12 protein-coding genes (1 of these 12 running past the window's edge) are annotated in these 11,900 nt (G+C 62.5%); 6 read left to right on the forward strand and 6 right to left on the reverse strand.

Annotation, left to right across the window (positions count from 1 at the left end):
- Position 1 precedes the first annotated feature (1 nt).
- The 5 genes from QTJ18_RS19375 to QTJ18_RS19395 all read left to right on the forward strand — a co-directional run bounded on the left by QTJ18_RS19375 (position 2) and on the right by QTJ18_RS19395 (position 4,556).
- Positions 2-439, forward strand: coding sequence for a hypothetical protein (locus tag QTJ18_RS19375; RefSeq protein ID WP_252755479.1), 438 nt, complete (start codon positions 2-4; stop codon positions 437-439).
- Between the two features lie 585 nt (positions 440-1,024).
- Positions 1,025-1,972 carry an ABC transporter ATP-binding protein gene (locus QTJ18_RS19380; RefSeq protein ID WP_252755480.1) on the forward strand — a complete coding sequence of 316 codons (948 nt, stop codon included), beginning with the start codon at positions 1,025-1,027 and terminating at the stop codon, positions 1,970-1,972.
- Positions 1,969-3,240 (forward strand): ABC transporter permease, encoded by a 1,272-nt coding sequence (locus QTJ18_RS19385; RefSeq protein WP_252755481.1) that lies wholly within the window; start codon positions 1,969-1,971, stop codon positions 3,238-3,240. The genes QTJ18_RS19380 and QTJ18_RS19385 overlap by 4 nt, the downstream gene beginning before the upstream one ends.
- Before the next feature lie 12 nt (positions 3,241-3,252).
- Positions 3,253-4,014: a fatty acid desaturase gene (locus QTJ18_RS19390; RefSeq protein WP_252755482.1), complete on the forward strand. Its 762-nt coding sequence runs from the start codon at positions 3,253-3,255 to the stop codon at positions 4,012-4,014.
- A gap of 8 nt (positions 4,015-4,022) precedes the next feature.
- Positions 4,023-4,556, forward strand: coding sequence for a sterol desaturase family protein (locus QTJ18_RS19395; RefSeq protein WP_252755483.1), 534 nt, complete (start codon positions 4,023-4,025; stop codon positions 4,554-4,556).
- On the opposite strand, the gene QTJ18_RS19400 is transcribed toward QTJ18_RS19395, so the two are convergent.
- The 4 genes from QTJ18_RS19400 to fni all read right to left on the reverse strand — a co-directional run bounded on the left by QTJ18_RS19400 (position 4,557) and on the right by fni (position 9,282).
- On the reverse strand, positions 4,557-5,480 hold the full coding sequence (locus QTJ18_RS19400) for a phytoene/squalene synthase family protein (RefSeq protein WP_252755484.1): 924 nt from the start codon (positions 5,478-5,480) through the stop codon (positions 4,557-4,559). It abuts the gene before it with no gap.
- Entirely contained in the window at positions 5,477-6,970 is a 1,494-nt protein-coding gene (locus QTJ18_RS19405) for a phytoene desaturase (protein WP_252755485.1), read from the reverse strand. Before QTJ18_RS19405 ends, QTJ18_RS19400 begins: the two co-directional genes overlap by 4 nt.
- Entirely contained in the window at positions 6,967-8,142 is a 1,176-nt protein-coding gene (gene crtY, locus QTJ18_RS19410) for a lycopene beta-cyclase CrtY (protein WP_252755486.1), read from the reverse strand. Before crtY ends, QTJ18_RS19405 begins: the two co-directional genes overlap by 4 nt.
- 108 nt (positions 8,143-8,250) lie before the next feature.
- Complete coding sequence (gene fni, locus QTJ18_RS19415) at positions 8,251-9,282, reverse strand: type 2 isopentenyl-diphosphate Delta-isomerase (RefSeq protein WP_252755487.1); 1,032 nt, start codon at positions 9,280-9,282, stop codon at positions 8,251-8,253.
- 154 nt (positions 9,283-9,436) lie between these two features.
- Here fni and QTJ18_RS19420 point away from each other — a divergent pair, with 154 nt between their 5' ends.
- The gene (locus QTJ18_RS19420; RefSeq protein ID WP_252755488.1) at positions 9,437-10,351 is read left to right on the forward strand and encodes a polyprenyl synthetase family protein; all 915 of its coding nucleotides are present in this window, start codon (positions 9,437-9,439) and stop codon (positions 10,349-10,351) included.
- A gap of 81 nt (positions 10,352-10,432) precedes the next feature.
- Here the strand turns inward: QTJ18_RS19420 and QTJ18_RS19425 are convergent, their stop codons facing one another.
- Both QTJ18_RS19425 and QTJ18_RS19430 read right to left on the reverse strand, forming a co-directional pair.
- Entirely contained in the window at positions 10,433-11,680 is a 1,248-nt protein-coding gene (locus QTJ18_RS19425; protein WP_252755489.1) for a glycosyltransferase, read from the reverse strand.
- 82 nt (positions 11,681-11,762) lie between these two features.
- Positions 11,763-11,900, reverse strand: partial view of a DUF2585 family protein gene (locus tag QTJ18_RS19430; protein ID WP_252755490.1) — the 3' end only. The gene runs 447 nt beyond the window's last position; only the last 138 of its 585 coding nucleotides appear in the window; its start codon lies off the right edge, out of view; it ends in the stop codon at positions 11,763-11,765.

Below are 11,900 nucleotides of genomic sequence, written 5' to 3' on the forward strand. Positions count from 1 at the left end.
CATGCGTGACTCCCTCAGACTTATCGTTCTGGCCCTGGTCATCTTTGCGGTTACGTTCATCGCATTTCTGTTCAGCAATCCGCGAACATCGGAAAATCTTGCGCAGCGGATCGGCCTTGCCGAGCAACCGGCTGCCGCCGCCCGGGAGCGTCTGGCCGACAATGACCGAACCCTTCGCCTGTCCAGGGCGAGTTCTCCCGGCTGGGACGGGCTGACCGGCTTTCCATCGCAGACGCAGCTTGCCTTCAAGATACCGGAGGGCATCAATCCTGTGCGGGCCCAGCTGCAACTCGACCTTGAAAGCGAGCTGATCGCGCATGGCGACGGAATGGTGCGCCTGTTCGTCAATGACATCCTCATGGACGCCATCCTGCTGGAACCGGGACGGGTTCCCTTGGCTTCAGCGAGCATCATGACAGAGGCTTCAAGCGCCTCCTGAAGTGCAAGAGCGGTAGCCCCAAGATAAGCCTCAACGTTATTTCTATCGTAGAGAGTGTTCATCAATGGCCTCCGCGTGAACTATGTAGCCGCTGCTTCAACGAAGTCAATTCTCTAGGCTGTGCAGGGACTTTAGTCTGACGAAGAGCCTTTGAACCGCGCTTGCCTTCGGGTCCGGTCGGCGCGTTGTGCGGGTCGAAGGCCGGGATTTCCGGTCATCTTCCGCTCTGGAGCGCCTCATCGGCCGGAACGGGAAATGCCATGATGACAATCCGGCACAGATTGCCTATAGAGAGCCGGAGTTTAGGAGCGCGACGGGAACGGGTCGTCCTTGCGGATTTCGCCTGCAGCCTCGCTGGTTCGGGGCCTGATGTCAGGGCGCGCAAGATTGCCTGCGTTTCTCGAATTGCGGGAACACGGCAAAACACGGCATCCTCGACGGTGTGTGCGATGGCAGAGTTCAGTATGGCGAGCCGGGCCTTCGAACAGGGATTGGGTGCTGCCTTCGGCTCGCTCCCGGCATGCAAGCGGGCAAAAGCTGCATCCAGACCGGTCAGGCCATCTCGATCAAGCAGGGTAGTGGGATTTGACGCAGACACCGGCCGCCCTTGAAGTGCGCAATCTCCGCGTCGGTTACGGCGACAAAGACATTCTGCGTGACGTCACTCTCGTGATCGGGCCTGGAGAGGTCTTTGGGCTTCTCGGACCCAATGGAGCCGGAAAGACGACCTTGATCCGCACGATCTGCGGGCGAAAGCAAGCCCTTGCCGGTCAGGTCAAGATCGCCGGCCGGGACCCGGGCTCCGGCGCCTTTCGCCATCTGGGTCTGGTGCCCCAGGAGATCGCCCTTTACCCGCATCTGACCATTCGCGAGAACCTCGAAGTATTCGGACGCCTGTCCGGCTTGAGCAAGACCGTCACCCGAAAGGCCATTGCCGATGTCAGCCGGGCCGCCAACCTCCAGGACCGGCTGAACGAGCGGGTCGACATCTTGTCGGGCGGGTGGAAACGGCGCGTCAACATTGCCGCGGCCATTCTCCACCGTCCTGCCCTCCTCATTCTCGATGAGCCCATGGTTGGCGTGGACCTGCAAGCCCGCAACGGCTTGCACAGCGTCATCCAAAGGCTCAGCGCATTGGGGATGGGCATCCTCCTGGTAACCCATGATCTCCATCAGGCGGAGGGTCTCTGCACCAAGATCGGCCTCCTGCACAACGGGGTGATCGCTCCGCAGGGCAGGCCGCGCGACCTGCTGGATGCCGCCTTTCAGGGAGAAGGCGAGATCGCCCTCGAACTGGAAGATTTGCCGTCGGCAGAGCAGAAAGACACTCTCAGACAGCTCGGCTTTTCGGCGCAGGATGGAGACCTGTGCTGGAGCATGATCGGCCATCGCTCGCCCGCGGAGCTGTCGGCCGCTCTTGAACGCGCCGAACTGACCCCGAGGGAAATCCGCTTCCGCAAGCCCGACCTCGAGACCCTGTTCCTGAAGCTGTCGCGGGACATCGGAATCCGCTTGCGAAAGGATGAGGCATGATCCTCGCTTTGCTCCGCGTCATGTTTCTCGGGCTCCTGCGTGACCGGGGGGCGCTGATACTCGCCTTTGCGCTTCCACCCGCCATTTTCCTAATCTTTGCCTCCATATTTGCCGCGGCCACGAGCGAGCGGCTCGAACTCAAGGTAGCAATTGCGCGCCTGCAGGCGAGCCCCGCCGCGCTTCGGCTCGACGATGCCTTGCGCAAGGAGGATGCCCTGCGTGTTCTGCAGCCGACTTACGCCAGCCGGGACGAAGTGGCCCGGGATGTCGCGAGCGGCGCTGCGGATGTGGGCCTGGTCATCGGCGGCGATCCGCGGGATGGTTCGCATGCTGCGATATCCGTTCTCGTCGAACCCTCGAAGCTGATGGCGGGGGCGATGATGGCCGGCCAGGTGCAGCAAGTGGTCGCGCGGCGCCTGCCGGATATTGTCCTGGCGCGAACGGCGCCTGGCGTGGAAGCGGCAGTGGGAGGCTTTTCGCCGGAGCAGTCGGCTCGACTGGCGGCTGCCATCGACCGGCTGTCGCAGGCGGATCGCGCCGGAGCTCAACAGGAGAGCACAGCTGGGGAGAGCACGCCTGAGGAGAGCACAAAAACGGAAAACACACCAGGGGAGAGCATGCCAGGCTTCGTTGAAACGCAAACCATCGGCGCGGTGAAGGCTTCGAGCGCGACCATCACCTATTATGCCGGCGCAGTGGCCATTCTATTCCTGCTCTTTTCGGCCCTGCAAAGTGCGGCGACGCTGATCGACGATCGCAATTCCGGGATCCTGGACCGGATCGCGGTCGGTCCCGCCGGAACCGACGTCGTGGTGCTTGGAAAGTGGATCTTCCTGACCTTGCAGGGCATTTTGCAGGTCAGCCTGATCTTTGCCATAGCGGCGCTGGTCTATGACATCACCATTCTGCCGCGGTTCGGATCCTGGCTGCTGGCGACAGTGGCGGCGGCGCTTGCCGCAGCCGGTCTGGCCCTTGTCACGGCAACGGCATGCACAAGCCGGCAACAAGCACAAACTGTCTCCACATTTGTGGTGTTGATCTGTTCGGCAGTGGGCGGCTCCATGGTGCCGCGCTTCATGATGCCGGGATGGCTCCAGTTCGCCGGGCGGTTCACCCCCAATACCTGGGCGATCGAGGCCTATTACGGCGTGCTCTGGCGGGACGAGGCCTTGTCGAATGTCCTTCCGGAGATAATTTGCCTATTGGCGACGGGGTTTCTGGGTGCAGGTCTTGCAATCGTCATCTCCCGGAGCCGCCTGAAATTCTGAAGGATATCGAGGATGGCAAGCTGGAGCAGCGAACCGCGCAGCGGCTTGGACCCGACGGTGACAGGCCTGTTCCTGGCCGGCGTGATCATCCTTGCCTGGCTGTCCGTCCATGTGACCGCGATCTTCGTCATCGACTGGAGCAATCCCCGCTGGCTTCTCGCCGCCCCCTTCCTCATCGCCCTGCAATGCTGGCTCAGCGTCGGCCTGTTCATCATTGCCCATGATACCATGCATGGATCGCTGGCGCCGTCCTATCCGCGGCTCAGCCGCGCCATCGGCCGGTTCTGCGTGTTCATCTATGCCGGCTTCTCCTATGATAAATTATACGATAACCATCACGCGCATCACCGCCACGCCGGCACCGACGATGATCCCGATTTCGATGCAGACCATCCGTCCAGCTTCTGGCCGTGGTACCTGAAATTCTTCCGCCATTATTTCGGCTGGCGCGAATTCGGCATTCTGACCATTGCCGTGGTGATCTATCTGGTCATCCTGCGCGAGCGGTTTCCGACAATGCTGGCCTTCTGGGCGCTGCCGGCAATTCTCTCGTCTCTCCAGCTGTTCTACTTCGGCACCTATCGGCCGCACCGGATTGACGAGACCGCCTTCATTGATCGCCACCGCGCACGCAGCAATGACCTGTCGCCATTCCTGTCTTTGCTGACATGCTTCCATTTCGGCTATCATCACGAACATCATGATGCACCGCAGGTCCCCTGGTGGAACCTTCCAGCGCACCGCCGGCTGGCGCTGCGCATCAAAGAGCAATAAGGTTGAGCATGGAAATCCTTTGGTCCTATCTGGTTCCGGCAGCCCTGGTCCTCGGTACCGTCGTGTTCATGGAGTGGTTTGCCGCCTGGTCTCACGAGCACATCATGCATGGCTGGGGATGGCAGTGGCACAAATCGCACCATGAGCCGCATGACGACACGCTGGAGAAGAATGATCTCTATGCCGTGATCTTCGCGATTTTCGCGGTCGGGCTCTTCTGGGTCGGCTCAGCCTGGTTTTGGCCCCTGTGGTGGATTGCCGTCGGCATTTCCATCTACGGCGTCCTGTATTTCTTCATGCATGACGGCCTCGTCCATCAGCGCTGGCCCTTCAAATATCTGCCGCGCAAAGGCTATCTGAAGCGGGTCTATCAGGCGCATCGTCTCCATCATGCGGTGGAAGGCCGTGACGGCTGCGTCTCGTTCGGCTTCGTCTATGCCGAGCCGGTGGACAAGCTGGTCCGGAAACTCCAGGACAACAAGCGGGCCTTCGATACGCAGGCGCTGCAGGACGAGGATCGGCCCTCCTCCCCGCAGCACTGATCACGGTCTCTGCCAGAGGCCGGTCCGGGGGATTGGAGGGCGGGTGCGGCGGGTGCGCGCAACATCTCCCAAAGCCTGCGCCAGCATGCCCATTTTCTCGGCCTTCGTCGTCGAGACGCGGCGATGCAGAGCAGACGGTCCGCCGGCGCGGATCTTGTTGCCGATCGCCCGATAGACACGCCGCGCCGTGGCAATGGCCCAGGCGGACCGCGGCGACAGAGCCGCCAGGCCCTCATAGGCGGAATCATAATACAGTTCGGCCACGTCCAGAAGTTCGAGCGCTGCTGCATGCAGGCCCGGATGCTGCGAGACGTCGTCCGGATCGATGCGGACAATGCCGTGGCGCGCCAGGATATCGGCCGGAACATAGACGCGGCCGGCGCGCGCATCCTCCACCACGTCGCGGGCAATATTGGTCAGCTGAAATGCGAGCCCCAGGTCGCAGGCGCGATCCAGCGTGGCGTCATCGCGGGCGCCCATGATCATCGCCATCATCACCCCCACCACGCCGGCCACGTGATAGCAATAGTCGAGGGTCTCGCTCATCGTGGCATAGGTGCGATGGCCGACATCCATCTCGAAGCCGGCCAGCAATGCCTCCGGATGACGTGCGGGGATCTGATGACGCTCGACGACCCGGCGCAGCGCTTCGAAGACAGGATCCGGCGCCGGCCCGCCCTTGAGCGCTGCCGCGGTCTGCCGGCGCAGATCGTCGAGCCGCCGTCGCTGCTCGAGCCTGAAATCGGCCTGCTGGGCATGGCCCAGCGTCTGGCCATCCACCACGTCATCGCAGTAGCGGCACCAGGCATACAGCATCACCGCGTCCTCGCGCGTCTGCCGGTCGAACAGCCGCGCGGCGGCGGCAAAGCTTTGCGATCCGGCGGCGATCGCGGTTTCGCTGCTGGCAATGACGGCATCGCTCATGGAGCGGCATCCTCGATCATCAGCCCGGCCGTCGCTTTGGCGGATCCGACCACGCCCGGAATGCCGGCGCCCGGATGCGTGCCTGCGCCGACGATGTAGAGATTCGCGATCCGGTCGTCGCGATTGTGCGGCCTGAACCAGGCGCTCTGGGTCAGCACCGGCTCGACGGAAAAGGCTGAGCCGAGATGCGCATTCAGTTCGTCACGAAAATCGAAAGGCGTAAAATGCCGCACCGTCACCAGGTCCTTCAGAAGGTCCGGAATGTACCTGTCGTTGAGATATTGCAGGATCCGGTCGCGATATTTGGGTCCCTCCACAGCCCAGTCGATCGCGGCCGTTCCGAGATGCGGGACCGGCGACAAGACGTAATAGGCGCTCGATCCGGGCGGAGCGAGAGTGTCATCCGTCACGGAGGGTGCATGGAGATAGAGCGAGAAATCCTCCGCAAGCGCGTCGGCACCGAAGATTTCGGCGATGAGCTCGCGGTAGCGCGCGCCAAACAGAACCATATGGTGCTTGAGTTCCGGATGGCTGGTCTTGAGACCGAAATAGACGACAAAGAGCGACATGGAAAAGCTCTTCTTCTGCAGCGCCCGACCGTTCGACGTGCCACGCTGCGTGTCGCGCAGCATGTCCTTGTAGGTATGCACGACATCCGCATTGGAGGCGATCTGATCGAAGGCGTGACGGCTGCCATCCTTCAGCGACAGTCCCGTAACCCGGTCCTGCTGCGTCTCGATGCGATCGATCTCCGCATTCAGGTGAAGGCTCCCGCCGAGATCGGTGAACAGCCTGACCATGCCGGCGATCAAGGCCCCGGTGCCGCCCTTGGCAAACCAGACGCCGCCCTTCCGCTCCAGCGCATGGATCAAGCCATAGATGGATGAGGTGCGGAAAGGATTGCCGCCGACCAGAAGGGAGTGAAAGCTGAAAGCCTGGCGGAGTTGGTCGTCCTTGATGAACTGGCTGACCTTGGAATAGACGCTGCGATGGCTTTCCAGCCGCATGAGTTGCGGCGCCACCTTGATCATCGACCAGAAGTTCAGGAAGGGCACCGTGCCGAGCTTTTCGTAGCCTTCGCGATACAGCTCTTCCGAATAGGCAAGGAACCGGCGATAGCCCTCGACATCCTCGGGCGACTTCTCGGCGATCTGCCGATCGATCTCCGCCTGATCATTGGCGTAGTCGAAGCGGTAGCCGTCTTCCCAGCACAACTGGTAGAAGGGCGTGACGGGAAGCAGGGTGACATAATCGGAAAGCCGCCGTCCCGACAGGGCCCAGAGTTGCTCCAGACAGTCCGGATCGGTGATCACCGTCGGTCCCGCATCGAAGGTGAAGCCGTCATCGGTATAGACATAGGCGCGACCACCCGGCTTGTCGCGTTTCTCGAAGACCGTCGTCTGAATGCCGGCGCTCTGCAGGCGTATGGCGAGCGCAAGACCGCCGAAGCCGGCACCGATCACTGCTGCTGTCTTCGGCTGACTGTTCATCTGGCTGCGTCTTTCATCAAGGGCGCCTCAAGCAGGCACGCAAGGGCACGGTGGATGGGGACGGGAGGCTTGCCGGCCAGGATGCGGAGCATGTCTGCATGGCTCGTGCGACCCGCATAAAAGCGTTCGATCAGCGGCGTCGGCAACGTGTAGAAACGCTCAAGGACGCGGTGCCGGCGCTCCGGACGCGCCGCCCGGAACAACATCCGGTTGAGCATACGGTAAAAACGCTGCCGGCGGTGCTGCCGCGCGGCATAGGCGCGGATCACCCTGGCCAGATTTTCGCTGCTGCTCGGCCACTCTCTTGCGACGAGATTGGCAGTGCGAACCGCATCCGGCAGGCTGTAGCCGGTCGTGGGATGGAACAGCGCCGCCCGCATGCCGGCTTGCGGAATATCGTCCGGCAGTTCCGACCAGAAGCGGTCGAAATCCTGCGCCAGCGCGATCGGCAACACCCCCTGCTCCTGTCGAATGACCCGCTCGATCGACCACCCCTGATGACGCGCATAGGCCGTGACCTCTGCTGCAAGCGCCGGCTCATCCAGGCCGGGCCCGTCGGAATAGCGGGTGTCCTCGATCAGCACACGGGTTGGCGAAAACGGCAGGAGATAGACGAACCGATAGCCGTCCTGCTGGTCGACCGTCGCATCCATGATGACCGGGTGGGCGAGTTGGTGCGGGGCGCGCAGCTCCACCTCCAGGCCGACGAATTTCTGATAGCCGAGCACAAGGGCGTCGCTGTGCCGAAAGCCGCGGCAATCGATCACGCAGGACGCTTGCTGGACCGTCCCGTCGGCCAGCGTCACCTGATCGGCAGCCAGGGCCGTGACCTTGGCATTGGGCTTGAGCTGAACGCCGTTGAGCCGCGCTATGACAGCCGCCACCGAGCCGGCGGTAAGCGAGCCATAGCCCGAGGGAAGCGCGCGGCTGTGGCCCCGAAACCGGACCGACTGCCCCTGCCAGTGATGGGCGATCATGGGCTGGAGCCAGACCAGGTCGGAAGCCTCGACATCCGCATCGTGGAACGACCATGTATGGTCGCCAAACGGCCTATCGCTCGCTTCCAGAATGACGATCGAGGGTCCGTCGTCAAGGACCGAGAGACGCTGGGCGATGAGCGCGCTCGCCAGCCCCGCGCCAACCAGAACGAGTGGAGGACAACGATCAGGCACAGACAGTCCTCCCACGGGCGGCAGGCGATATCTGGCAGAAAAGCGTGCAGCAGCCCCGCGCGGCGCGTGGCGATCCCCTGAAAAGGCTTCTCCATTCGACTGAAGACGTCATCCGCAGAATGGAACGACCTCCAGCTTGGCGTGGCGAAGCTCTGCCAGATCGGCGGAGCCGGTGCAGAAGCAGGCGACCCGCAACTGGGCAGCCATGATCTCGAAGTGATTTGCCACATCCTCGGGCGATCGTGTCGCCGAGCGCAGCACCGAGGCGGCCTGTCCCACGAGATCCGCGCCCATTCGGATCGCCTTCGCCGCGTCGACGCCTGTGCGGATACCGCCCGAGCCGATGATAAAAAGATCCGGTTTCGCCTGGCGAAGTGCAGCGATGGCATAGGCCGTCGGCTGGCCCCAATCGCTGAAGGCTGCGGCAATGGCGGCTTCCGCCGGGGTCCTGGCCCGCTGCGCCTCCACGGCGGCCCAACTGGTGCCCCCCGCACCGGCCACATCGATAATGCCGATGCCCAAGACGGACAGCCTGTCGGCAACGGTCGGCGAGATGGCCGACCCCACTTCCTTGACCACGACCGGAACGGAAAGGGCCTGACACAGGCTGCCGATCTTGTCGGTGAGCCCGTTCCAGTTGCGGTCTCCCTCCGGCTGGACAGCCTCCTGCAAGGGGTTGAGATGGATGATCAGCGCGTCGGCATCGATCATCTCGACCGCGCGTCGCGCCTGATCCAGCCCGTAGCCGGTATTCAGCTGAGCAGCGCCGATATTGGCAAGGATCGGCACGGATGGCGCAAGCCGCCGGAGCTCGAGATTCATGCCCCAATCGGCCTCGGTCTCAATGGCGATCCGTTGCGATCCGACGGCAAAGGGTATGCCGAGACCCTGGCAGGCAATAGCGATATTGTGATTGATGCGCAGCGCCTGCTCCGCACCACCCGTCATCGAGCTCACAAGAAACGGCAGTTCAACCCGCTTGCCCAAGAATTGTGTTGATAAATCAATAGCGGACATGTCAATTTCCGGCAGAGCGACATGTTCGAACCGGATTGTCTCAAAGCCTGTTGCAATATGCCCGCCAACGGAATCATCGCCCAGAATGATGTCCAGATGCTGTTTTTTTCGTTCGGCGAGCATTTGGTCCTTTCATCCGGCCGCGGGTGCCACAGATAGGTTTGAGTAACCGGCAAGCCGGTGTTGGAATCCAGATATAGGGTAGGCTTGCTGAATGTCCTGCATACAGGCTCAAATTTCTGTCATTCGCGAGGACATCCCTCACCTGGATCAGCGAATGCCGTGGCTGCAGAAAAATCTGGCACAGGAGGACACACGGCTGACCATCGAAGCTCTCAGATCCGATATCGAGATCAGGCTGCAAGCGCTGCTGGAAACGGACGAATATTCACCTCCCCAATTGCTCGCGGCGATGAGGCACGCTCTGCTCGGTGGCGGCAAACGGATAAGGCCCATCCTGTTCGTGCTCACGACACGCCAGCGCAACAATCTGGCGGCTACCATCGATATTGGCTGCGCTATCGAGATGGTGCATACGGCATCGCTGATCCTCGATGACCTGCCTTGCATGGATGATGCAGACCTGCGGCGCGACAAGCCGACGACGCACAAGGTCTTCGGCCAGTCGACCGCCATTCTGGCGGCCATTTCCCTTCTTACGCGCGGCATGAACATCGTTTCCACGGCCGAGGGCGTGCCTGCGGACGTCCGCTCGCGGCTCGTTGCCATATTGAGCCACGCCGTCGGCCATACCGGCCTTGCTGCCGGCCAGGAGGTCGATCTGAGCGACGCATCCGGCCAGACCGTGGAGGTGGAGCAGAAGAACTGGCTGAAGACCGGCAAGCTTTTTGCCGCCATGGCCGAAATGGCGGCGCTTCTCGACGCGCGCCCCTCGGATCAGGCCACGGCACTTGCCGAATTTGCCTTTCATCTCGGCTCGGCCTTCCAGGCGCTGGATGATCTGCTGGATGCCATTTCGGCGCCGGCCGTTCTCGGCAAGAATACCGGAAAAGATGGCGGGAAAAGCTCGATGGTGAACGACAGGGGAGCCGGAGCAACGCGGCTTGCCTATATGTCGCATCTGGATGCCGCCAATCTTGCCTTGTCTCGCTGTGGCGTCGATGAAGAACCGATCCGGCTGATGCTGCACTCCATCCACCGTCTCGTGCCGCAGGAGCCGGAGACCGCGTGATCCGGCCGCCGCCGGGGTGAAAGCGGAACCTGGAGAGAGGCTGGCCGAACCCGCCTGAGCAAGCAGGATCCGATACCGGCGTCAGGACGCGCCGGCTGGTGCGACGGCGGTCTCGATCCGATCCATGGCCGCCTGCAGGCCACCGGCGGCCGCAATCGACCTGCCGATCGTTTGCGCCCGCTCGGCATAAGCAGGGTCGGCCAGAACGGTGGAAATCGCCCGCTTCATTCTTCCCGCTGTCAGCCAATGCGGCGACAGGCGCAAACCCACCCGGTGATGCGCCACCCTGGCCGCGACGCCCGGCTGATCAAAGGCAATCGGCAGCGCGATCAGCGGCGTACCGAATTCCAGGGCGTCCATGACGGTATTCATTCCGCCATGGGTGATGCACAGATCCGCCCGCTCCAGCACGGCTCTTTGCGGCGCAAAATCCGTGACCCAGTCCGCGCCGAGCTGCGCCTGCTGACGCGCATCGAGCCCCCCGCAATGAGCCACCAGAAGTTGAACACCCAAGGCTTTGCAGGCAAGGGCGGCGGCATGGAACAGGCGGAAGCGATGACCCTGCAGCGTGCCGAGCGACATGAAGACGAAAGGCCTTGCAGGATCGATGGCAAACGGCAGGCTTTCGTCCGGCTGCGGTTTGCGGATCGGGCCGACCATGTGCAGGTGCCTGCCCGAGGTGGTTCGCGGGAAGTCGAAGGCCGTGACCGTCTGGGCGATCGTGGCAATGTCCGAAAGGCAGGATTGCAGATCTTCGCCCCGCAAGGCCACACCGTAGCGTGCCGACCAATGCCGAATGAGCCGCCGCTGCTCGGTAAGCAGGAGCCAGGAAACGCGCTGTCCGCCCCGGTTCCGCTTCGCCCCCTTCGGCGTGGGATCATAGGGCCAGGACAGGAAGGGAAGCGGGATGGCGGGCTCTGTCTGCACCGGAAGCGCGCAGGCGATCGACACCAGCGGCAGCCCCAGAGCCCGCGCAACAATGCCGCAGGCCGGCTCCATCTGGTCACCCAGGATGGCGTCCACGCCCAGCGCCTGCAAATGGCCGGGTAGGTGGGTGCAAAGCGCGCGCGAGAGGATCACCGTATCATGAACGGTCCGCAAGATGCCGACCGGCCCGCCGGGCTTGGAGGCGCGCTCGATGATCCGGGCCATCTGGTCACGATCCGTCCCCTCCACCGGCTGCACGGCGAAATGCCCGGCAATTTCGTGCTCCGCCCCCGCGTTCACCAGAAAGGTGACGCGGTGTCCCCGATGCAGGAGTTCTGCGGCAAGCGCCTCGAAAACGGCGATGTGACTCTTGAAGGGTGGGCAGATAAGGGCAAAGTGCACGGGAGCTTTCCTGGTTAGCTCGACATATTTTGCCTCCGGCGCTTCCGCTTCAAGGTGCCGATGCACGCGTCGGGTCAGGTTTTCAGCCGGCAAGAGCCGATGCGAGAATACGCACGGATCCGACGATGATACTGTCTCCGATCAGGCTGAGCGTCACGAGTTCCAGCAGAGCCATCGCACCGACGGCAACGAAGGTCGGGACTTTGGACGAAAGAAGGAA

The organism is Rhizobium sp. SSA_523 (assembly GCF_030435705.1).
GTDB lineage: Bacteria > Pseudomonadota > Alphaproteobacteria > Rhizobiales > Rhizobiaceae > Neorhizobium.

Bases quoted from the DNA above. Each gene is read 5' to 3' on its own strand.
- QTJ18_RS19375 (WP_252755479.1), top strand. From the start codon at position 2: ATGCGTGACTCCCTCAGACTTATCGTTCTGGCCCTGGTCATCTTTGCG.
- QTJ18_RS19385 (WP_252755481.1), top strand. From the start codon at position 1,969: ATGATCCTCGCTTTGCTCCGCGTCATGTTTCTCGGGCTCCTGCGTGAC.
- QTJ18_RS19390 (WP_252755482.1), top strand. From the start codon at position 3,253: ATGGCAAGCTGGAGCAGCGAACCGCGCAGCGGCTTGGACCCGACGGTG.
- QTJ18_RS19395 (WP_252755483.1), top strand. From the start codon at position 4,023: ATGGAAATCCTTTGGTCCTATCTGGTTCCGGCAGCCCTGGTCCTCGGT.
- QTJ18_RS19400 (WP_252755484.1), bottom strand. From the start codon at position 5,480: ATGAGCGATGCCGTCATTGCCAGCAGCGAAACCGCGATCGCCGCCGGA.
- QTJ18_RS19405 (WP_252755485.1), bottom strand. From the start codon at position 6,970: ATGAACAGTCAGCCGAAGACAGCAGCAGTGATCGGTGCCGGCTTCGGC.
- fni (WP_252755487.1), bottom strand. From the start codon at position 9,282: ATGCTCGCCGAACGAAAAAAACAGCATCTGGACATCATTCTGGGCGAT.
- QTJ18_RS19420 (WP_252755488.1), top strand. From the start codon at position 9,437: ATGCCGTGGCTGCAGAAAAATCTGGCACAGGAGGACACACGGCTGACC.